We start from the raw sequence: 21,900 nt of genomic DNA on the forward strand, positions 1-21,900 counted from the left end.
GGTTTTAAGCAGTTTTAGGATAAATGATCTCATTGGAAGCGGCTTTCCAGTTGCGGAGGAATTCAATGGAATTCACCATATCGTTGTGTAACACACGATCCACTTCATTGAATGAAACCACCTGGCGGAAGGCAGCATATAGTTCTTCGAGAACAGGAGAAGTTTTTAAAGGTCTCCTGAAATCCAATGCCTGTGCGGCACTCATAAGTTCTATCGCCAATAGTTTTTCAACATTATTCATGACACGCAAACATTTTGTTGCGGCGTTGGCCCCCATGCTTACGTGGTCTTCCTGGTTGTTGGAGGAAGAGATGCTATCAACACTGGCTGGCGTACAGAGTTGTTTATTCTCGCTCACAATGCCTGCGGCTGTGTATTGCGGGATCATAAAGCCGCTGTTGAGGCCTGCTTCTTTTACGAGGAACAAAGGCAGATTGCGCTGACCGCTGATAAGCTGGTAGGTTCTGCGTTCGCTGATATTTCCCAGTTCACTCATGGCGATGGACAGGAAGTCGAGATGCAGGGCAAGCGGCTGTCCGTGGAAGTTGCCGCCGCTAACAATCAGGTCGTCGTGCGGGAAGATATTAGGGTTATCGGTCACGGAATTAATTTCCGTCATAAAGACCTGTAGTACCGTGTCGAAAACATCTTTGGAGGCACCGTGTACCTGTGGCACACAGCGGAAGCTATAAGGATCCTGCACCTGTTTCTTAGGCTGGTCGCCGATCTCGCTCTGCGCGAGGTATTGCCTGATGGCGCGCGCGGTAGCTACCTGTCCTTTATGCGGGCGGATCTCATGAATAAAGGGATGGAGCGGTCCTTTAATGCAGTCAAAGGCATCAAAAGACAGCGCTGTGATGAGGTCGGCCATTTTAAGCAGGTGTTCGGCCTTTTTCAGGCAGTACATACCATAGGCGCTCATGAACTGAGTGCCGTTGATCAATGCCAGGCCTTCTTTGCTTTGCAGGTGAATAGGTTCCCATCCCAGTTCTTTGAGCACCTCCTGAGCAAGGCGTTTCTTTCCCTGGTAATACACTTCGCCCAAACCTATCAACGGCAGGCTTAAATGACTTAAAGGGGCAAGATCGCCTGAGGCACCGAGTGAGCCCTGGGTATAGATCACGGGCAAGACACCTTTGTTATACATTTCCATCAGCCGCTTCACCGTATCGACCTGAACGCCGCTGTGGCCATAGCTGAGCGACTTTATCTTGAGCATGATCATCAGCTTCACAATATCGTGGGGCACCTCTTCTCCGAGTCCGCAGGCGTGCGATTTAATGAGGTTATCCTGGAGCTGTTCAATCTGGTCCTTGTCGATTTTAACGTGTTGCAGGAATCCGAACCCGGTATTGATGCCATAATAGAGCGCCCCGGGCTCATCCATTTTCTGATCGAGATAAGCGCGGCAGGCTGCAATTTTCTCATGGGCGTCGAATGTGACAGAAACCAGCTGATGGTAATCCAGCAAGTCTTTTACCTGGTTAAAACTTAACCATTTGCTGTCTAAAGGCAGGTAGTTATAGCTCATTTTGTTGACTTTCCTTTTTTGTTAGGCAGGCTTCTACCCTATTGAACAGGGAGTTTGCCTGGATATTATTTTCCAATTCCGTTAATGCTGTAAGCACCTGTGCGCTGGCGGCGCTTTCGTGCGCCAGTTGTTGCATAGCCTGCTGCAGGGCTTCCCAAACGGGCTGGATCTTCTGTAACAGCTTACTGCCTTTTGAGGTGAAGGTGACCACTTTACGGCGGGCATCCGATGCCGATGCAGTTGTTTTGATAAGGCCTTTTTCTTCCAGGTTACTCACCATCTGGCTGGCAGCGGAATGCGAGGTATTGAGCGTTTCTGCGATATCTTTTATGCTTACCTCTTTTTCACGAGAGAGAAGATAGAATACAGGAAACCAGGAAGCGTCGAAAGGAATCTGGTGGGCTTTATAGATGGCGCTCACATCGCCCAGAAAGGTATCTCCCAACCTTTTAAGCCGGCTGCCAAATACAAGGAATCCCAGTGACTGATAGAAGTTCATAGAAAATATATAAGCGCTTATATATTTCAAAGATAGGGAAATAGATCAAAGATGAAACTGGCATTGGCGTGGCAGTGAGAGCGCATGGAACGTTTGCAGGGGTAATGCGGCTTTAAGGCGGCTTAGAGGCGGCTATATAAAGCGTACTTTTTGGTAGCGGGAGGCATTGTTCAGTTCGGGTATCCGTTGTTATCTTTGCGTTTCAAGGGCAAGGCCCCAACAATATAACTCTTTAATACTTAGCAGTTTTGGTGAAGATAGGCAATATTGAACTTCCGGATTTTCCACTATTGGTAGCCCCGATGGAAGATGTAAGCGGCCCTCCTTTCCGGGCGGTGTGCAGGGCTAACGGGGCCGACCTGGTGTATACGGAATTCATTTCGAGCGAGGGATTGATCAACAAAGCCATCAGCAGCCGCCGTAAACTTCATTTGCTTGAGGAGGAGCGGCCGGTGGGGATCCAGCTTTTTGGCGGGGACGAAGGCAGGCTGGCACTGGCAGCGCAGATTGCCGATGTTACGCAGCCTGATTTGATAGATATCAACTTCGGTTGTCCTGTCAAAGGCATAGTGACCAAGGGGGCTGGCGCCGGAGTATTAAAGGATGTAGCTCTTATGGTACGGCTAACCAAGGCCTGTGTAAATGCCACACGACTGCCGGTTACCGTAAAAACACGTCTTGGCTGGGATGAGCAAAACAAGAACATAGAAGAGGTGGCGGAGCGTTTGCAGGATGTGGGTATAAAGGCGCTGTGCATTCATGGCCGTACGCGCATGCAAATGTATAAAGGCGAGGCAGACTGGTCGCTTATTGCCAGGGTAAAGAACAATCCGCGTATACATATCCCGATCTTCGGTAATGGAGATATAGACAGTGCTGCAAAGGCGCTGACTTATAAAAACCGTTATGGCGTTGATGGTATCATGATTGGAAGGGCTGCCATTGGCTATCCCTGGCTTTTCCGTGAGATCAAACATTATGCTGCTATGGGAGAGCTGCCTCCTCCCCCTTCGGTGCAGGATCGTGTGGCTGTGTGCAAGATGCACCTGGAGAAACTACTTGACTGGAAAGGGCCGGTAGCAGGCATTTATGAGATGCGCCAGCATTATACCAAATACCTTAAAGGACTACCTGAACTGAAAGAATGGCGCAGCCGCCTGGTGACGCTTAAGACACAGGAGGAGATATTATCAGTACTTGATACAATAGTAACACAGTATGGTGACTTTGAAATTCAGCGTACGGCTATCGAGCTGATCAATTATCATGAGAACTGTCCGTTATAGGGAGCCATCCTGTAACGTTTTCCATGAGAAATGAGGTACGGGCTTCTAAAGAAATAGCACGACTGGCGTTACCGCCTATCCCTGTTTTCAAATTTACTTTCGGAAATAATATTAAGTATCTATAATTTAGCGGGATTCACCTCCCATTTAAATTGCAATTACTTAATATATGAAACGGATCGTTCCGGTAGAAAACTCCAAGCAAACTGCCAAGTTCATTGACTTCCCCCATGATCTTAATGAAGGAAATCCCAATTATGTTCCTGAGTTGTTCATCGCGCAGCGCGATCTTCTGAGCCCGAAACATCCTTTCTTTGAACATGCTGAAATGCAGTTGTTCCTTGCTTATGATGGAGAGAAGATCACCGGCCGGATAGCCGCCATCCTCAATCACAATCATAACAGGTTCAATAATGTAAATGAAGGTTTCTTCGGCTTTTTTGATTGCATTGATGACGTTGAGACCTCCCAACTATTGTTTTCAACGGCAGAGAAATGGCTGAGAGACAAGGGGGTGACGGGTAAGATCATAGGTCCTGTAAACCATTCTACCAATGAGACCTGTGGTTTGCTGGTGGATGGATTTACTACTCCACCCAAGGTATTGATGACGTATAACAAGCCTTATTACGAGAAGCTTGTAACGGCGGCTGGTTTTCGTAAGCGGATCGACATTTATGCTTACCTGTATCATAAGGAGACATTTGATGACAGCCGTTTACGCAGGTTCCAGGCGGTGTTCCTGGAAAAGCTCAAGAAAAAAAATATTACGATCCGGCCTGTAAACATGAAGGACTTCAAGAATGAAGCAAGCCGTATCCGGGAGGTATATAATTCTGCATGGGATAAAAACCTGGGGTTTGCTCCTATGAGCGATAAGGAGTTTGATTATATGGCGAAGGATCTTAAGATGATCCTGGATCCGGAGTTGTGCCTTATTGCGGAGCATAACGGCAAAATGGTGGGGTTTGGCGCCGCGATCCCGAATATCAACGAGATATTGATCACTATCAAGAGAGGACGTCTTTTGCCTACAGGTATTTTCAAGCTGTTGTTGCGCAAAAACAAGGTAAAGGCATTACGTATACCATTGTTAGGCGTTATTGAAGGCTATCGTAAGATGGGTATAGAAACGATGTTTTATATGGGGATCATCGATTATTTCATGAAACATCCGCGACTGGTGGAAACGGAAGCTTCGTGGATACTCGAGAACAATTTACCAATGAACAAGGCTATTATCGATATTGGGGCAAAGCTGGATAAAACCTATCGTATTTACGAGAAGGATTAACCATTTGACCGGCAGTGTAGCCTCCATTACAGGCTGCAACCAGCACTAAATGTTATTGTCACCTGCACAAAAAAGAAAACCGGTAAGAAGTGAGCAGAAGCTACTTTTTACCGGTTTTGCAGTTTACTATATCTATTTATACTAACGCGCAGCTACGGGTACAGGGACAGGTTGTGGTGCTGTAAGAGAAAGGTTCTTTAAAACACAACTTGCTTTTTCAAGATCTTCTTTCATAGTAGCCAGGTATTGGCTGCTTTCTTTTTTCAGCAGTGAAACTTTGTCCTTGTAGTACTGGATGCCTTCGAGCAGATTTGATTTGAACGTCTGCAGGTACTTTTCCTGTTTGGGATTAAGTACGGTTGTAGCATCGAGTTTTTTCTTGAAATAATCTATATACAGGTGCAGTTCGTTGATGAACATATGCGGGCGGGGCAGGGAATTCAGGAGGTTGATACGTCCGTAGATATGTCCTACCATTTCGGCCAGCGAAAACACACCGGAGAAATAAGCCAGGTTGGGGCCGGGGCAAATTGTTACAGCGCCCAGGTTATGCGATAAAGGGATCTCGTTCTTCAATAAAGCGGAAGCGCCAAGGCCCTCGCAGAGGCAGTCTTTCACAACGATGTTATCCATGGCTGCCTGATATTCTTCGGCAGACATTTCGTCTTTGTTAAGCTGTTTAAGTTTCAGGTTCTGATACTGACGGGAGCCGGTACAGATAGGCGCACTGGTAAATTCAGTATCTGTTACCAGGAATTTTTTATAACAGGGGCTTCCAGGCCGTGCTTTCTGAATTCTTTCTTTACGTTGATCTTCAGAGCTGCTTATTCTGAAATTATGGAAGGGAACGCCGAGCGGAGATGCGTCGCTCATAAAGTAATCGTCTTTGCTGGCGGTGGCCAACTGCTGTAAGGTAGATGCATCTACGGAAGTAGCTTCGGGCACCAGCAGGAATGGGCTTCCCCAGCCTGTAGCATTTACATCGTAGTATTCAAGCAGGAAGGCCTGTTCATTTGCAGTACCTATACCACCTTGTACCGTGATCCTGAGTTCCGGTACAGCTGTGAATACCGGCAGCTCTTTTGCGGCAAGGGCGTTGTTACAGAGATCGCCCAGTTCCGTTGCCAATGCCGTTCTCTTTGTTTTAAATTCTTCGAGTATTGGTCCCAGCAGCAGTCCGTCTGTTGCAAAGGCATGACCGCCACAGTTCAGCCCCGATTCAATCCTGAATTCTGATACCCAAATACCTTTCTTTGCAAGAATTTTTCCTTGAACCAACGCAGAGCGGTAGTCACTAACTTTCAATATGATCTTCTTTCTGAAATTTCCGTTCTCATCAGGAAAGAAATCGGGAAACTGATCTATGTAATTGTATAAACGGGGGTTGTATCCTGCGGATAGAACGACGCCTGCGTTGAGATCGCTTTGTGCAAAACCTCTCAGAGAAGCGAGGGCATCGGAATATTCGGAAGGCAACATGTTACCATCGGCGTCGGTATTCATTTTATCTACCTTCACCATGATGTTCACATCGATGGAGCCTGCTACCAGTGAATTACGCAGCATTTCTTGCTGCTGTTGTTTCTGCTCTCCCCCGGGCAACTGCAGCATTTGCTGATAAGCCAGTTTAAGGGCAGCGTCTTCGGGTAAGAGCTCAAAGTATTTGGCGAGATCGTTCTGTTCTCCGAAAGGCAGGGTTTTGAGGGTTGCCATCTGCTCCTGCACCAATTCCTGTACGAGGTTGAGGTAGCTGGTAGTACGTTTGGCTCTGAAGTCGTGTTCGTCTTCTGTAATGGGCGTATAGGCTTTGCCATGATGCAAGGCATAATATCCCCTCATTTTCTCTATCAGCTGATCATCTACAATAGAGATCACAGAAGAGATGCCATAACGCGCTACTTTTATGGGAGTATCCATTGTATACCCTAATCCTAAAACCGGTATATGAAAGCTATGTGGTACAGAACTCATCGTGTGGGGGCTATAATTTTTAGCGAATGTCTGTTTCCCCGCTATGAGTAACAATGATATATATCATTTTATTATTTGATGGCTATACCACGTGAGGTTTTAAAACCGTTTATCCCAGATCGAGCATCCCTCCCCGGACAACATTCTGTTTTCTTTAACGTTCACCGGCTTTTCCGTTGTATTTCCTATCTGCTTCTACCCTTCTTTGTCATGTATGGCAGCCGGCTGTACTTTATCATCCCGGGAATTGGCAGCAGCAGATCGGGAAGCTTTTTGGAACATATTTCATACGACCCAAACACATACTTATAATTTATAATAAACTATAATTCCCTTACAACCGCAACAAGTATTCTTATATGAAACTCAATAATAATAAGGCTTACAGCTATTTTGTTTTCTCCTATATTTTTGTATTTTGGAGAAAATTGCATTTATGAAAAAGACAATGGCTGTTTTTTGTACAGCTGCTATCACACTTATCGCCTGTAACAGTAGCACCAATTCCAACACAACGACTTCGGACAGCAGCGCTCCCGCTGCCGCCACTGCCACCAAGCCACCTGCAACGGAGGAAAAATGGGAACCAGTAGATTCCGCCACTGAAATGAAAGCCTGGCAGGAATACGCTACTCCCGGCGCTTCGCATGAAGCATTAGCCAAATCGAACGGGTCATGGAACGGAGAAGTTACCATGTGGCATTCCGCCGATGGCGCTCCTATGAGCAGCAAGGCCACCATTACGAACAAAATGATCCTGGGAGGACGCTACCAGCAGAGTAACTTCAGTGGTAATTTCATGGGAATGCCATTTGAAGGCATGAGCATCGTAGGTTATGACAACTATCTTAAGAAGTTTATCAGCACCTGGGTGGACAATATGGGAACAGGCATTATGAAGATGGAAGGTCCCTGGGACGAAAGCAGCAAGTCGATGACACTGACCGGCAGCTCTATCAATCCTGCCAATGGAAAAGAATGCAAGATGCGTGAAGTATATAAGATCGTTGATGCCAAGACAGAGATCATGGAAATGTACGGCCCTGACTCCAAAACAGGCAAAGAGTACAAAATGATGGAAATTAAGTTCACAAGGAAATAAGCAACTATTCCGAATCATACCCAGTGGCCCGCAATTATTTGCGGGCCTTTTTTATGAAAACAGGCCATTCAACAAAAAATAGGCTCTCAATATTGCGCAACCAATTAATTGCATATATATTTGCAACCGAACAGTTGCGCAAATCATGAGAAGAGATGTATTCCAGGCAATAGCCGATCCAACACGCAGGGCGATACTGAGCCTGATTGCTTTTCAGGCCATGACACCTAATGCACTCGCTGAGCATTTTAACAGCAGCAGGCAGGCCGTATCCAAACATATCAAGGTTTTAACAGAATGCCAGTTGCTACGGCAAGAACAATCTGGCAGGGAAATTTATTATCATATCAACGCCAACTCGATGAAAGAGATAGCCGACTGGCTGGAACCGTTTCGCCAGGTTTGGGAACAAAGGTTTCAGCAGTTGGACGATTTATTACAAAATTCAAAAACCGGACTATGACAACACAAAAGCAAGCCATTTTCACTAAAGATGCGGTAGGCGGTAAAATAACCGTAGTGAAAGAGTTCAATGCCCCTGTATCGCAGGTTTGGAAAGCCTGGACAGAAGCAGCCTTACTGGATCAGTGGTGGGCACCTAAGCCCTGGAAAGCACGTACCAAAACAATGGATTTCCGCGAAGGCGGCTTATGGCATTATGCCATGGTTGGACCCGACGGCAGCGAACAATGGTGCCGGGTCGACTTCATCACCATCGTGCCCGAACAACGCTTTACAGTGATCAATGGTTTTGCCGATGCAGAAGGCAACCGCACACATGATCTTCCCGACATGAACTGGTCAAACGATTTTGTCGCAACAGACAATGGCACCAAAGTAACCATCCAGATAAACTTCGAGAGTGAAGTCGAGATGAAAAAGATTATCGAATTAGGCTTCGAAGAAGGATTCCAGGCCGGCCTAAGCAACCTCGACGAACTATTGGTCCACTAATTTAGTCTTACGATTCGCGCCTTATTTTATCAAAAGCCTTTTACCCTGCAGACACGCTCCTGTCAACAAGGGAAAAGGCTTTTGATATACCCGACCTCAACGTGGAATCAACAAGATAGCATCTGCCGCCACGGAACCGGAACCACTACCAGCAACAATTTCAACATAGTTGTCTTTACCGGCTCCAAACCGGAAAGTCCCCAATTCCACCCACGCGCCTGAAGTCTGCCCCGCAGCCTCCAGCTTATCATTTTCAATAACGATCTTATGTTTTCTCACCCCATCAAATACCGATAATTGCATCTTGCCTGCCCCAGCTCCCAGCTTAGGCAAATAAGTATATACCTGGTATACACCCGCCCTACCAATTTCAGGCACAAAACGAACAAAAGCCGGCTCTTGCGAAGCACTATCCTTAAGCAACCACGAAGCGCCATATCCCCTGGACTGAGACAACCACCTACCCTTTATAACAACATGCCTGGCATCATCATTATCTACAACAATTTCAGGAGCAGAACCATCCGCCAGCGGATCAGTTTTCAAACGCGCCTGCAAGCCCTTCACATCGATATCCTGTACAGCACCCTTTCCATCAACTGCCATTACTGCCGCAACGGCAGCAGATTGCGCCAGCACCATAAACACCGGCTCCATCCTGATAGAACCATAAGCAATATGAGAAGCCGAGAGACAAACAGGCACCAGCAAGTTCGTACACTCGCTTTTAACAGGCGTAATAGAACGATAAGCAATAGGATAAGGACCAAAGCCTCCCACCTGCACATCCCCTTCATTCTTCACCATACCATCGACAACGATACGCTGACAGTTATGAGAATCCATCGTATAAGCTGCCATGCCAATGCCATCATCAACAATTTCCTTCCCCTGGCAATTGGCCTGCGTCATGACATAAGCCCCTTTCATCCTTCTGGCTTCGCGGATATACAACTGTGGCGACCAATGTCCTGTTTCCTGGTATTCATCTTTAGGATACCCCCATTGCTGCATTTGACGGCGAATATGTTCCGGCATACGCGGGTCGTTACCAATAAAATACAGAAGCCCCTTTGTATACACCGTATGTTCATCGATGATCTGTTGTCGCGTAGCCATATCAGCCTCAGGATAATTATAATTCATACCAATCATATCCGTTGAAAAAGGGCCATTATTATTGATGTCGGTCTTATGGTTTGGCATAAGATCGAACTTCAGAAAAGCCCAAAGATCTTTTGCAGGTCTTTTCTCCAATACCCGCAGCAACAACTCGTATTTTTCCGGTGCATATCCCGCCGGCTTCGTAATAGCAATCCTGTTATCAGGGTTATCAGTAAGACAGATCCTGAAATTATAAGCCTGCACCTTATCATCACCACTCCCCTGCCGCGCGAGTTCCCCCGGACTAATCCCCCATAGCAACCCAGATTCAGCCTTGCCCGGAATCTTGTAAGGATCGATGCCATCAGGAAACTGGTGTTCGCCTCTTAATTGTACCCCGTTATAAGATTCATCATACAACTCATTGGCTTCACGCCCTATCACATAACCCACACCAGCTTTTGCCATCAGATCCCCCTCATAAGAACAATCGATAAACACCCTGGCCCTTATGATCTTTTCCCCGACAGTAATTTCGTTAATAGCATTTTCTTCCTTCTTAACGCTTAGAAGCGGCGCCCGGAACAGAACATCCACTCCCGCCTTTTCAATATAGTAGCGGAAAGTTTCTTCAGCCACATGCGGCTCAAAGATCCAGGCCTCCAGTTTGCCATAATGTTTCCCCATTCGACGGTAGAAATCCAGCGCTAACCCTGTGACGGCATACTTGTTTCCAATATCAGTATAGCCAAGTCCCCCTGAACTAAGACCGCCCAATCTCGCCCCCGGCTCTACCAGTAAAACCGACTTACCCGATTGTTTTGCAGTATAAGCAGCGATAACGCCCGCAGAGTTGCCACCATATACACAAACATCAACATAAACAACAGACTGCGCACAAACATACTGCCCGAACAATAGGCAACAGCAGGCAATCCAGACCAAAGACTTCTTCATAAGATTCATTTAATAACTGGTAAATACCCTGACCAAGCCCGCTATTGAATACCAAACATCCCCTAAGTCTTTATCCACCATGCAGCTTCAGAAAGCCGGCCAGTCCTCTATGAATGCTGTTTGCCTATCAGCATCAGCCCCCAACTGAAAAATAGCCTCGTTAAGCATGAGCTGTAGCTACTCATATTCCTATAGCAAGCGAGCAGGCAATAACCCATCCACCTAACCAGACGTACTAACGTCCAAGAGGAAGGTGTTCCATTCACATTTTTTTTGTTTCCAGTAGCTTAGACAGAAAATTTCCAGTCGGCCATGAAAAACTGCGTAATAAATTTTGTCAATATCAATGATACACAATACATTTGCAGCCCGGTTTGACAAAAGTGTCAAAGAAATGTTCGGGACGTAGCGCAGCCCGGTAGCGCACTTGCATGGGGTGCAAGGGGTCGCTAGTTCGAATCTAGTCGTCCCGACTTTTAGCTATTCAAAGCAGATTAAAATGCCTGTAAATAATTGATTTACAGGCATTTTTGTTTTTGGGCATTTGAAGATATATCAAAATATAGGATCATATCAAAAAGTTGAGGGATTAAACTTTTAGGCATAAATCTTCGCAAGTCTAAAAAGGAAGAAATTAATATCTCTTACGCCTCTGGCGGAGGCCCTAAAAGCCTTGATTTTGGCGTTAAAAGATTCTGCTGACGTATTAGTGCTTCTGTTATTGAAGTAATTCAATATGCTTTCGTAGTGAGTTTCGATGGACTTGTATACGGTTCTAAAAGATTCGATTCCCGCCTCTTCTATTTCGTTGAACCACAGGGCTAGTTTTTTAAAGGCTTCTTCCTTGCACTTACAATGACGGAAGATATTTGACAGCCTCATAGAGAGGTCATAGGCACTCTTTATGCCGGGATAATGCTCAAACATTAGCATAGCCCGCTGCTTTTGAGTATCTGTCCAGCAGTCTTTGTGTTTGAATAACAGATAACGGCTGCGCGCCAGTAACTGCTTGGGAGAATCGCCGTTAGGTAATAGCTGAGGTATGTAAGTTGTCCTTGTTTTTTAGCCCTGGCTATTTGTTCGTTTTCTTCATCCAGCGCCTTCCATCGATACTTGATACGTATTTCCTGCACTGCTTCCGATGCCAGTTGTTGTACGTGGAAGCGGTCTACTACGCGGTGAGCATAGGGAAAACAGCGCTTGACGATCACATGCATGCCGGCAGCCATATCGAGGGTGACCTCCTTTACGTGCTGTCGCAATCGCCTGCTAATACGTTGCAACACCTCGATAACCTTGTCAGCCTGGGTACTTTTAATCATCGCTACGATCGCTCCCTTTTGGCCTTTGGCAGATTTATTCGTTACCACTGTATAAAGCTCATCATTAGACAATGCCGTCTCATCAATGCTTAAATGAGTGCCCATATTCTTCTCAAATAGCATCCATTGACTCGCATGGTCACGCTGGTCCCATTCTTTGTAGTCTGAGATATGGTGTTTGTATTGCTGCTGAAGTTGCCGGCCATCCATTTGATACATTCTGGCCAGTTGATGGCAGCTGACAGGATGATTATCCAAATGCTGCTTTTAAAAAAAGCGCGAACTCTTTGGTCAGTCGTGCTCCTTTCATTACCAGATCCCAGTTGCGCGATACAATTTCTCCGCTTGACTGAACCTCCCAACGGCGGCGTTTGAGGCTTAATTCTACTTTATTATCGCGAATAGGGAAGTCCTGGACACGTACTTCAGGATAGAAGCCCTTAGAATGAAGCTTTTGTTCTTTGTATTCTTCAGCAGGAATGTTCTTTTCTTCTAAAAACAGGACAAGGCCAGCTTTGTCTTTAACTATATGCACGATGTCAAAATATTCCAGTGTCCCTTCTGGTAAAAAATAGCCTAATATCTCTCTTTCAGTACTCAATTTCCTATTACCGTTTTGTATCGACGGCAAATCAAACCTTTTTTACAATATCCCCCAAATTTTCGAACTGATCCAATATAGCATCCTTTTCGGGAGAAAATCGGGGAGACATTTTTTAAGATAGATTTGTCTCCCGGAAATCTGCGTAACTGATTGATGTTTAATTTGATATAACATATTTTATTGCATTTTGAAGTCACCTTTTTCCCGTCTTAAGTGAGGTTTAGAAGAGAGAAATGAAACCATTTTAAATCATTTCAAATCGTGTGTATGAAAAAAGACAAAAGTTTTGCTATCGACTTTAAAGCAAGAAAGACCAAAAGCAACCGCTCGTTTGCCTATCTGATAGTGAAGGTCACTGTCAACGGCGATGAAACCGAAATTTCTCTCAATGAGAAAATCCCTATTGCATCGTGGGACAGCAAGGCCGAAAAATTGAAAGGCCGAAATGTCGAAGTTCAGGCCTTGAACGATTATATCGACGATGTTCGTTTTCGCCTTAAAGAGAGTAAACGAACATTAGAAGCAGGTAGATACGAAGTGACGGCTGAGAGCGTAAGACAGCACTACGAAAACAGGCATATCAGCCAGCGTCCCCCCCTCGTCAGGGCATACCATGAAAGATTTAATCCAAAAGCATGAAAATCTGGAAGGCGAAACCAATAAACTGAAGGGCGGCACACTAAAAAACTATGTAACAACAGCAAAGTATCTGGGAAATTTTATGCTGGATTACTTCAAAAAGGAAGACGTAGATTTATTGATGTTCGATTATGAAGCCATTCTGGAACTGGAAAGACATATTCGCACCAAACCGCTAAAGAAGCATGACCCATGTAAAGGAAACGGTTTATTTAAACACATGGAACGCGTAAACAAAATGATGGGAATGGCCAAAGACATGAAATGGATAAAAGACAGTCCTTTTGATCCATACATTCCAGATCGAAAGAAGGTCATTCGCGAAAGATTAACCCTCGCTTATTTTGTACGTATCGAGAATCTAAAATTTGATGATCCAAAGCTAACTTTAGTTAAGGACCTGTTTGTCTTTGACTGTTATATCGGTGCCAGCTGTGTAGATTTAATGAATCTCAATGAAACTCATTTTGAGGTTTCCGGGGAGCATCTTTTATGTACGCTTTATCGTCAGAAAAGCACCGAATTGGCGGCGATTCCCGTCCCGCCCATTGCCAGGGAAATTATGGCTAAATACAGCAATACACCGGCAGCATTATCACGAGGTAAAATTTTTCCTTATATCAGTAACCAAGATTTCAACCGGTATTTGAAGGTAATTGCCTCGGCAGCTAACATTCCGATACACCTGGATACCAAAAAGGCAAGAGCTTTTTTTGCCAGGGAGTTAAACTTAAAGAATGGAGTTCCACTTGAAACAGTTAGTAAAATGATGGGACACGCCAAACTTGCGACTACTAAAGAGGTTTATGCAGATGTTGACGAAGAGAAAATCTTGGAAGATACGGCGCAGGTTCAGCAACGATTCGCTGCAAAGAAGCAGCAGTTTTTGGGGGTTGCGTGATAAAATTATCTGCAAGGTAAAATAGCGGCCATATTATTTACATATTGTATTATAGCTCAGGTTACTCATTTTGAGTAACCTTTTTAAGTCTTTTCATGAATTTTTTTCAAATTCAGGTATATCTCGCCATAAGGTTGCATACTCTCATAGTTTGTAGCCACTAATTTGACAAATGTTTCCAATGGGTAATATACAGAAATAATAACTGTATAACTTCAAAACAAAATCTCAGGAATAAACTTATCTCTCTTGTTTGCTTTTATAATTTTAGGATCATTAGTTATCAATGTGCATTCCATTTGTACTGCCGAAGCATAAATGATTTTGTCATGTAGTTCAAGAGTTCTTTCCGAATCAACATCAAGCAATAGACTAACAATTTCTTGCTCAATTGGTTTAATCTCCACATCCTCGCATTCCTTAAGCTGAATAAAGATTTCGTAGTAAAATTTTCGGGCCATTTCTTCGCTACGTAAAAAGTTTTTGTATATTTCTACGAAGACGACAGATGGGATTATTAGTTTGAAATAATCATAAGATCTATCCAGGCATTTCGAAATAGCATTTCTGACATTAGGACTTAACATATCCTTTTCATGAAAAAAAATGTTGTAATAGTTAATGAGTGCTACAGTATCAATTACAAATATTCTATTCATACCTTTCCAAATAATTCTGGTGTACGGAATGGATTTCTTCATCTAATGATACTTCCGCATTCGAAGGCTGCGATATTAGGAATTCTATAAAATCAACAGTCATTTCCTCAATAGCAAAGTTGCTTTCGTTGGCAAGAGAAAAGACCGAAGTTATAAATTGTTTACTAACGCCATTCTTGCGTATATTAGTTTCATTACTTTTTGAAAGGAAATAGGAGTTGCCATGAACTTCATGATAAAAATATTTACACCCCTCCACTAACTCAGAGATTTCTTTATCATCACAAAGGGTTTGTCCTAAAACCGAGTTAAGGAATATTTCCTGATTGTTTTTGCTTAGAACATATTTCATCCTAATCCGTCTGATTTGATTTGTTAAGTAAGTCTACTGTTTTTGTCGTCGAGATTGAATCCGGCAATGTATCTGATTGTATGTTTATAGCACCTTGCTTAGTTAAGCTACCTATATAAGGCTCGTCAATTTCCTCAATACCGTCGTTTGCAGCATTCTCAATGATATTATACGCCATTTGTAGAATCTTGGCTGCATTAAATTCTGCGGTTAGGCCAATTTGCCTAACTGCTCCTTCAGTAAAGGGACTTAAGGGTTTACCCGAATCTGACGTTCTGTATTCCGATAAATATTTCTGAATAAGCATTATGGCATGAACTTCATTAATTTTGTCAAAAAGGATCATGTGACGCGGATTATCAATGGAGGGATTCAATGAAACCCGCTGTTCTAGCCCGGAAAGTCCCCATGCATCTTGAAGAATTCGCGGCACACCCGCGTGAAGTGCGAGAATAATATTATAGAAGCCTATTTTTGAATTTAAGTAAAGTCCATCATATAAGATGGTTCTAAGTTGGGTTACAAAGTCCTTCTTTTGTATTGCACTCTGATGATCCGGTATCCGCTCGAAGTCATCTACAAACAAATAAGCTCCATTAAAACCAGCTGCCAAAAAAACATTTACTAAATCCGTAAAGATAAAATCCATCCTATCTTTACCCTTTTTTAGAGAATTAAAGTATTCGATAAATTCTTTCTGAGTAACGATACTAGTAAGAACTAGATGTGCTTCTTTATAAAGAGGAAAGTCACTGGATATTCCTTGTAAATGAGAGTTTTTGAGAATTTGTTTACCTATATCTGTTTTTGAGCATTCAAATATCTCGTTCCTTTCCTTACTCGAAAACCAATCTTTGTTGTTGAATTTTGCTACAATCTCATTTTCATCAGTGAATGACTCTAAAAATGTCGATGAATTTAGTAACGTGGATATAGCTTCGATCCTTAAAATAGCAAGAGCGTTGCTGATTATATTACTGTCAATAATTGCAGTAAATAGAATATCAACAAAGTTGTCAAATGATTTAGTTTTCCCTCCGGACTCTGGTTGAAAATAGATTGCAAAACATTTATTAACATTATCGGAAAGATCTAAGCAATACTCTTCGTTTATTTTTTTTGTCAGATTTAGAAGAAAAGCAGTCTTTCCGTTTCCTCTTCCGATATAGGAAGAGTCGAGAATAAAACCTAAACGTTGATGATTCAAATCGTTTTGAGGAACCTTTATAAAGTTTGTAAGCATTTTTTCCCATTCGACACTCCGGATCTCGGGTTCATAAATACTGCCATTGAATTTTCGCTCTGTTGAATCTTTATTGAGAATAGCCTGAGAGGGAAAAGGATTTTCGTTTAATAAATACCTTTCAAACTTACCCTGAGGTATCACATCAATTGATGATGTTGCTTTTTTTAGCAGTTTGCTCATTGTTATTTTTTTATGTCTATTGCTATTATGTTTAGAGATTTATTATCCACAACTATCGGTTCGCGTTTTAAATACATCGCTTTTGTTTCTGATGGTAATCTGTCAGCTTCTAACGAAATGCTTATTTTGGTTTCATTTCTAAGATTAAGCTGGTATAGGCTTTCTAAAAACTCTACAAACTTATTGTAAGATATTTTTAACTTAAAACAAACTAGATCCCTCAAGTCAGCGAGATTAACAAAGTAAGTTTTAACTCTGCTTTTAAGATCGATGTACGATTCATAAACACACTTTGTAAATTCTTCAATCATATTTTCAAAAGAGGGAGAGTGTATAAACAGTTTTATATTTTCTGGATATTGAAAAATTTCAAGAAAATCTCTATTAGACACACTTGGTGTCAAAATCGATATAGGATACACTATTTTTCCGCTAAAATTGTAGTAAAATTCAGTTGCATTTATAATTCCTAATTGTTTTCCTCGATAGCACCAAATATCAAAGTAGCTAAGGCTCATTTGCATTTTATAAATATCATTTAAAAAATAGTTGAGCCAGTGATCCCTTATCCGTTTAACGATGACGTTATAGTCTGCATTCTTAAGTGGAGCCTCAGGGGACAAGTCTATAAGCCCAGCGCTCACCAACTTCGCTATTAAATTTTCTTTTGTCGAGGAAAGATTCTGTTCGATATTTAAGTGCTCCTTTATGTCACTTCTTAGTTTTTCAACGAGTAGGTTTATATAATTAATAACGTCTGCCGTCTTTTTGAAAGACTCTTTAGCAATATTTAATCTTAGAGGAGAATAAACTGGAAATATTAATAGGCCAGATTTACTGGCGGAATAACACTTCTGTATCAGATAATAGAATCCGTGAAGCTCCCTTTCCATCAAATTGAAAATAGCCAAATGGTATTCATCCAAGTTTCGTTCATAATTATTAATCAGATTTTTTCCTGTAGTGGTAAGAAAAAAATCTTCACCTCTACTTTCAATTAGATTGTACAGTTTGGATTCTTCAATAACTTCTTTTAAAGTATATTCATATCTCTTCAGCTTTTTACTCGACATTTCTTCATCTGGAGTAATTATTTTTCTATATTTCGATTCGCCTAATTGAAAAGAGTCCTTTCTTCTCCGAAAGTCACTAAAAATTTCCTTTTTACTTTGATGTTGCTCTACGCTTTTGAGCAAAATGTAAAAGTATTCAAGAAAGTAAAACTTTTTGACACTTGTTATTTTTGGTTCAATAAGGAGCTTGCTCAAAAGAGACGTGGTTATTTTTGTTATGAAATAAATACATCTTACTTCATTCCGTGAAATAAGATATCAACAAATATCTGAAATATACCTCTTTTTTCAACTGTTCACGACTAGTTTTTAACTAATTAAGCCAACTTTTTCTAGTACATTATGTGAGGCTATTAGTATTCGAGACTTGTCATTTTTATTTTAATGGCTGTCAGATGCGATTATTTATTGGACGAAATTACCAATCGCCTCAGCTCCGGGGTGTTCAGGATTCGTTCAAGTTCATCGGAAATGATATTTTTTGCATCCTGTTTAATTTGGAGGAAGGAAGCCAGTATCGTTTTTTGGTCTATTTGCCCCTTCGATTTATCATCCCCTGCGGTTGATTTAATCACTGTATTTTCATCTAGGATAAATTCAGCATGAAACATTTTCTGTTCAATCTTCTGATCCGGATTGTCGGCTACGACACCAACGAATTCACCGGCTGACAGGGCGGCAATAACCGATTGCGGTATGGCATAATCCAATTGTTTGGATTTGGTAACGGAGGTTTCACTGCTGTTGATGGCAATGCTCTCTCTGTCCTGCATGATCTTCCCAAAGCGTTCTGCCAGATCTTTGGCGTGTTGACCAGTAACCTGCCCTGAGATAATATTGCCCACCATGTTCAGAATAACATCTGCCTGTTGTTTGCCATATTGGGCCACCAACTGGCTGGAATCCTGTATGACCATCACAACGGAAACGAGATAAGACCGGCAATAAGCTAAGAACTTAGACAGGCCGGGCCAGGAAAGATTGGCGAACTCTTCCAGCATAATGAGACAGGGCTGTTCTTCCTGTTCCTTCACGAGCTTTTGCAGGTTATTAAGGTAAAGAGAAACAATGGGGCTGTATACGTTCGCCTTCATCGGATTATTGGCGATGCAAACGATCTTCGGCGCTTTAGGATCATTGATTGTCATCGTAAAATCATCGGCGGATAATACATAGTAAAGGTTCGGGGAAGCTAAAGTAGCAAGGCTCATGGTAGCCCCGGAGATCTGCCCGATCAATTGTTTACCCGCATCACCCGTCAGTGCCTGGACAAAAGGTTTTGCCAATGCTTCCAATTGTGGTTCAGCCCGCAGGATGGTCAATAGTTTATCCAGATCGGTTTGCGCCATCTCGATGACGTGCGGCAGGGTGCAGTATTTTCCATCCTTATACAACCGCAAAAACCAGATGATAGCCGTTACAAAATTTATACTCGATTCCACCCAAAAATCCCCTTGTTCGTCGATCCAGTCCTGGTTTAAGCCAAGTAAAATACTGCGGGAGGCGGACGCAGCATCGGTAATATCTTTGAGGGATTCTATCTTCAGTGGGTTGCAGCGGTGCTGGATTTCATCAAAGTTCAGCACAAAAAATTTCGGTTCGACTTTATACAGGTGCTTATACCGTAATAATATTGGTAGGTGTCAGGTCTGGATATTTAAAATCATGCAAGCAGATACCGAAGCCTTTTCGGACGGCTTGCTCCAAAATGGGTTTCACGATCCGTCTTGTTTTACCACTGCCCGGTAGTCCGGCTGTCAGCAGGCTGCGAAAGGGATTCACGATAGATACTTGACTGCGCCGTTGTTTTCCCTTCAATTCATAGCGCGCCTTAAAATTAAAGCTGTATTTATTTTCCAGCAATCGTTCTTCCTGCGGGAATGTCTGGTTGTTTTTATTGAATACATCGCCCTGTAGTTTCAACTTAATGATGCGTGATAGCAGTGTGCCACCGGTCAGGATCAGGATAAAACCAATGCTGGTGATCGCCATGTATGTGCTTCCAACAAGTTGAGGCGCTTCGCGCCAGAACAGGATCAGACCTGCACCGAAATAGATCAACAGCTCGGTAATTAAATAAGCTAGGGCGATGGGGTAGTTCAATTTCTCAGACTTCTTTCCTTTTGCTCCCATAAGGGAGACAACGAGGAAGGCCAGTGCCAGGTATTTTGATTTATGAATGGAACTGAACAGCCCTGTCCGTATAATATTGCCAAGCAGACGGTCGGAAAGTGCGGCGGTCAGTTCCCATGTTTTAAAAGCACCATAGCAAAAATAATAGCAGTGCAGGAGCAAGATAAAAATGCTGATCCCACGTGTCATATCCAGGATTTTCTTCAATCCGATTTCAGGTGTTCCGTTTTTCATTGTCATTGATTTTAGCGTTCCAGGGAATTATCGTTGGTATGTTGGTGGCGGTTTCTGCGACGTTCTTCTTCGTCATCTTTGAGCGCATGATTCAAAGATTGACCGCCTCCCTTCGGCTGCATCAGCTCTGTTAGTGGCGAAGTGTCGTTTGACAATTCCGGTAGCTTTGATCTTTCATTGCGATCAGGCTGTGACTGTTTTGCTGTGGAATTGGCCGGGGATCGTTCATGGGCAGCGGAGTTATTAAGATCTTTCTGAAACAGCTTTTCCGCTTTTTTGCCCTCTTCTGGAAAAAGGGATAGCCCCATTCGTTCCATAATCCTTTTGGCGCCGTATTCTTTATTTTTATCGAGGTCAGAGCCGTTGTAGACTGTTTTTTTATCGTGGTCGACAAAGGTCAGGCCATATACGCGCCCTTGCTCGTTCTGCCAGATAACGAGCGAAACGTTTTCCTTTTCCAATCCCTGCTGGAAGGCGCGCAGACTTAGGGGTTGCTGACTGATCTGCCAGTCAATCTTCGTTTTTAGAGACTGCTTTCCTTTTTCTGCTTGCTGTTGATTGTCTTTAAAATGTCGTTCCAGTTCATCGAGTGTCGGCTTACTGTAGATGTCGCTGGCTTTGATAGGTACGCCGATCTTCTGCCCGTTTTCATCAAGCGCCCTATAATACAGGCCACGGTTTTCATACATACTGGACCCTTCTTTACCACGATCAGCGATGACATTGAAGCCTTTTAAAACAGTGTTGAGTTGTTCCAGTGATGTGTAACGGTAAGTAAGAAGCACATGATCGAGGACATTAGTAATACCCCGCAATGTTTCTGATCTGCCGTATTGAACACTGCGCGTATCAAGTGCAAGCGCCTGTCTTTTCTCGGCAGCCTTATCCAGTTTATCCACTTTTATCAGCCCGTATTTTTCTTCCAGTTCCTTACGTATCGGCTCCGATTTCTCTTTCGCCTGGTAGTGGGTATTGATGCGTTCGCCATCTTCTTTGATGAGTGTAGTCACTATGTTCAGATGCAGATGTGCGGCGTCAAAATGCTGGTAGACAAGATACGGCTGGTCACCAAAGCCCATCTTTTCCATGAACTCCGTTGCCAATACTTTAGAAAATTCAGGCGTGAGTTTATGTGTCTCGGACGGATGAAGGTTCAGGGATACATGCAGCAATTTGGTATCAGCACGGGTGTTCAGATCCATGCGATCTTTGAAGGTGTCGTACTTCTCACGGTACTTTAATTCGTCGGGGTTCTTCAAAAAATTGACAGCCGCCAGTAGCAATGCCTTGCCATCTTTGACTTTGTTTTCGTTATAGTTCAACACCCGGGACAAGGATTTCGGGTAACTTATTTGCGGGCGCATACTTCATGAATTTGAATGAGACGGATACGGATTTCTTCTGTTTTCTTCAGGAGCAATTGCCGCTTTGATCTTCAGCAATGCAGATAATACTTCATCGGCAGATTGATTGCGGTATTTCATCGTGACCGGCTTACTGAGTAAGATATTCCGGGCAAAATCACTCCGGCTTTGGTGCGTTGATTTTTTGCGTTTGGCATCGAGCTTTTCGAATTCTTCAGGCCGCAGCTGGATGGTGATCCGGCGTGTATAACCAGGTTCTTGCTGCTTCATATTCTCTCTTCACATTTATAGGTTATCAGCGGCTGCAAGCCGCTACTGCTTCCGGCAGGCCGAAGGCCTGCCCGCCCCCGCCGACTTCGGAGGCATCAGGGGGCGAGGTCGATTGCGGTCCAGGCAATCGGGTTCGATGAACAACGGCGGGAAGGCTTGTCGGGAGGTACTGCTGTTCAATGCGCAGTGCTGTGGCAGCGCGGGTTTGCTGTAGGTTCATACACT

22 protein-coding genes and 1 tRNA gene are annotated in these 21,900 nt (G+C 43.4%); 8 read left to right on the forward strand and 15 right to left on the reverse strand.

The annotated features are described in order from the left end of the window. Positions 1–4: 4 nt before the first annotated feature. Both hutH and ESB13_RS05035 read right to left on the reverse strand, forming a co-directional pair. Positions 5–1,531, reverse strand: a complete 1,527-nt coding sequence (gene hutH, locus ESB13_RS05030; RefSeq protein WP_129001927.1) for a histidine ammonia-lyase — start codon at positions 1,529–1,531, stop codon at positions 5–7. Continuing rightward, complete coding sequence (locus tag ESB13_RS05035; RefSeq protein WP_129001928.1) at positions 1,521–2,030, reverse strand: MarR family winged helix-turn-helix transcriptional regulator; 510 nt, start codon at positions 2,028–2,030, stop codon at positions 1,521–1,523. Before ESB13_RS05035 ends, hutH begins: the two co-directional genes overlap by 11 nt. A gap of 248 nt (positions 2,031–2,278) precedes the next feature. Here ESB13_RS05035 and dusB point away from each other — a divergent pair, with 248 nt between their 5' ends. Together dusB and ESB13_RS05045 are read left to right on the forward strand one after the other, a co-directional pair. Beyond that, complete coding sequence (dusB, locus tag ESB13_RS05040; protein WP_129001929.1) at positions 2,279–3,316, forward strand: tRNA dihydrouridine synthase DusB; 1,038 nt, start codon at positions 2,279–2,281, stop codon at positions 3,314–3,316. A 169-nt stretch (positions 3,317–3,485) separates the two neighbouring features. After that, entirely contained in the window at positions 3,486–4,610 is a 1,125-nt protein-coding gene (locus tag ESB13_RS05045) for a GNAT family N-acetyltransferase (RefSeq protein WP_129001930.1), read from the forward strand. Positions 4,611–4,751: 141 nt separating this feature from the next. Here the strand turns inward: ESB13_RS05045 and ESB13_RS05050 are convergent, their stop codons facing one another. Further along, positions 4,752–6,581 (reverse strand): hypothetical protein, encoded by a 1,830-nt coding sequence (locus ESB13_RS05050; protein ID WP_129001931.1) that lies wholly within the window; start codon positions 6,579–6,581, stop codon positions 4,752–4,754. Positions 6,582–7,017: 436 nt separating this feature from the next. Between ESB13_RS05050 and ESB13_RS05055 the strand changes: the two genes are divergently transcribed. From ESB13_RS05055 to ESB13_RS05065, 3 genes are all read left to right on the forward strand, one after another. Next, positions 7,018–7,683: a DUF1579 domain-containing protein gene (locus ESB13_RS05055; protein WP_220399549.1), complete on the forward strand. Its 666-nt coding sequence runs from the start codon at positions 7,018–7,020 to the stop codon at positions 7,681–7,683. A gap of 145 nt (positions 7,684–7,828) precedes the next feature. After that, positions 7,829–8,146, forward strand: a complete 318-nt coding sequence (locus ESB13_RS05060; RefSeq protein ID WP_129001932.1) for an ArsR/SmtB family transcription factor — start codon at positions 7,829–7,831, stop codon at positions 8,144–8,146. Then, entirely contained in the window at positions 8,143–8,637 is a 495-nt protein-coding gene (locus tag ESB13_RS05065; RefSeq protein WP_129001933.1) for an SRPBCC family protein, read from the forward strand. The genes ESB13_RS05060 and ESB13_RS05065 overlap by 4 nt, the downstream gene beginning before the upstream one ends. 96 nt (positions 8,638–8,733) lie before the next feature. Here the strand turns inward: ESB13_RS05065 and ESB13_RS05070 are convergent, their stop codons facing one another. Beyond that, positions 8,734–10,698, reverse strand: a complete 1,965-nt coding sequence (locus ESB13_RS05070; RefSeq protein WP_129001934.1) for an FAD-dependent oxidoreductase — start codon at positions 10,696–10,698, stop codon at positions 8,734–8,736. A 399-nt stretch (positions 10,699–11,097) separates the two neighbouring features. Between ESB13_RS05070 and ESB13_RS05075 the strand changes: the two genes are divergently transcribed. Next, a tRNA-Pro gene (locus ESB13_RS05075) sits at positions 11,098–11,171 on the forward strand. A 124-nt stretch (positions 11,172–11,295) separates the two neighbouring features. Here the strand turns inward: ESB13_RS05075 and ESB13_RS24010 are convergent. Genes ESB13_RS24010 through ESB13_RS05085 form a run of 3 tightly spaced genes read right to left on the reverse strand, consistent with a single transcriptional unit; the run spans position 11,296 to position 12,621 of the window. Continuing rightward, on the reverse strand, positions 11,296–11,742 hold the full coding sequence (locus tag ESB13_RS24010) for a transposase (RefSeq protein ID WP_342772667.1): 447 nt from the start codon (positions 11,740–11,742) through the stop codon (positions 11,296–11,298). Continuing rightward, the gene (locus ESB13_RS24015; RefSeq protein WP_246022439.1) at positions 11,625–12,278 is read right to left on the reverse strand and encodes an ISAon1 family transposase; all 654 of its coding nucleotides are present in this window, start codon (positions 12,276–12,278) and stop codon (positions 11,625–11,627) included. The genes ESB13_RS24010 and ESB13_RS24015 overlap by 118 nt, the downstream gene beginning before the upstream one ends. Beyond that, positions 12,271–12,621 carry an ISAon1 family transposase N-terminal region protein gene (locus ESB13_RS05085; RefSeq protein WP_129001935.1) on the reverse strand — a complete coding sequence of 117 codons (351 nt, stop codon included), beginning with the start codon at positions 12,619–12,621 and terminating at the stop codon, positions 12,271–12,273. Before ESB13_RS05085 ends, ESB13_RS24015 begins: the two co-directional genes overlap by 8 nt. A 270-nt stretch (positions 12,622–12,891) precedes the next feature. On the opposite strand from ESB13_RS05085, the gene ESB13_RS05090 reads away from it, so the two are divergent. Together ESB13_RS05090 and ESB13_RS05095 are read left to right on the forward strand one after the other, a co-directional pair. Beyond that, positions 12,892–13,263: an Arm DNA-binding domain-containing protein gene (locus ESB13_RS05090; RefSeq protein ID WP_129001936.1), complete on the forward strand. Its 372-nt coding sequence runs from the start codon at positions 12,892–12,894 to the stop codon at positions 13,261–13,263. Continuing rightward, positions 13,238–14,164, forward strand: coding sequence for a site-specific integrase (locus ESB13_RS05095; protein ID WP_129001937.1), 927 nt, complete (start codon positions 13,238–13,240; stop codon positions 14,162–14,164). Before ESB13_RS05090 ends, ESB13_RS05095 begins: the two co-directional genes overlap by 26 nt. Before the next feature lie 215 nt (positions 14,165–14,379). Here ESB13_RS05095 and ESB13_RS05100 read toward each other — a convergent pair whose 3' ends face one another. The 8 genes from ESB13_RS05100 to ESB13_RS05125 all read right to left on the reverse strand — a co-directional run bounded on the left by ESB13_RS05100 (position 14,380) and on the right by ESB13_RS05125 (position 21,675). Next, positions 14,380–14,823 (reverse strand): PIN domain-containing protein, encoded by a 444-nt coding sequence (locus ESB13_RS05100; RefSeq protein ID WP_164974097.1) that lies wholly within the window; start codon positions 14,821–14,823, stop codon positions 14,380–14,382. Further along, a complete protein-coding gene (locus ESB13_RS23720) occupies positions 14,816–15,175 on the reverse strand; it encodes a hypothetical protein (protein ID WP_164974098.1) in 360 nt (119 codons plus the stop codon). The genes ESB13_RS05100 and ESB13_RS23720 overlap by 8 nt, the downstream gene beginning before the upstream one ends. 1 nt (position 15,176) lies before the next feature. Next, on the reverse strand, positions 15,177–16,601 hold the full coding sequence (locus ESB13_RS05105) for a hypothetical protein (protein WP_129001939.1): 1,425 nt from the start codon (positions 16,599–16,601) through the stop codon (positions 15,177–15,179). 2 nt (positions 16,602–16,603) lie between these two features. After that, positions 16,604–17,869 (reverse strand): hypothetical protein, encoded by a 1,266-nt coding sequence (locus ESB13_RS05110; RefSeq protein ID WP_129001940.1) that lies wholly within the window; start codon positions 17,867–17,869, stop codon positions 16,604–16,606. A 206-nt stretch (positions 17,870–18,075) separates the two neighbouring features. Beyond that, positions 18,076–19,260, reverse strand: coding sequence for a type IV secretory system conjugative DNA transfer family protein (locus ESB13_RS23910; RefSeq protein ID WP_220399550.1), 1,185 nt, complete (start codon positions 19,258–19,260; stop codon positions 18,076–18,078). A gap of 31 nt (positions 19,261–19,291) precedes the next feature. Continuing rightward, positions 19,292–20,041 carry a YWFCY domain-containing protein gene (locus ESB13_RS23915; RefSeq protein WP_220399551.1) on the reverse strand — a complete coding sequence of 250 codons (750 nt, stop codon included), beginning with the start codon at positions 20,039–20,041 and terminating at the stop codon, positions 19,292–19,294. Positions 20,042–20,052: 11 nt separating this feature from the next. Continuing rightward, positions 20,053–21,405, reverse strand: a complete 1,353-nt coding sequence (locus ESB13_RS05120; protein ID WP_129001941.1) for a relaxase/mobilization nuclease domain-containing protein — start codon at positions 21,403–21,405, stop codon at positions 20,053–20,055. Positions 21,406–21,408: 3 nt separating this feature from the next. Beyond that, positions 21,409–21,675, reverse strand: a complete 267-nt coding sequence (locus ESB13_RS05125; protein ID WP_129001942.1) for a hypothetical protein — start codon at positions 21,673–21,675, stop codon at positions 21,409–21,411. Between the last annotated feature and the right edge of the window lie 225 nt (positions 21,676–21,900).

Source organism: Filimonas effusa (assembly GCF_004118675.1).
Taxonomy (GTDB): domain Bacteria; phylum Bacteroidota; class Bacteroidia; order Chitinophagales; family Chitinophagaceae; genus Filimonas; species Filimonas effusa.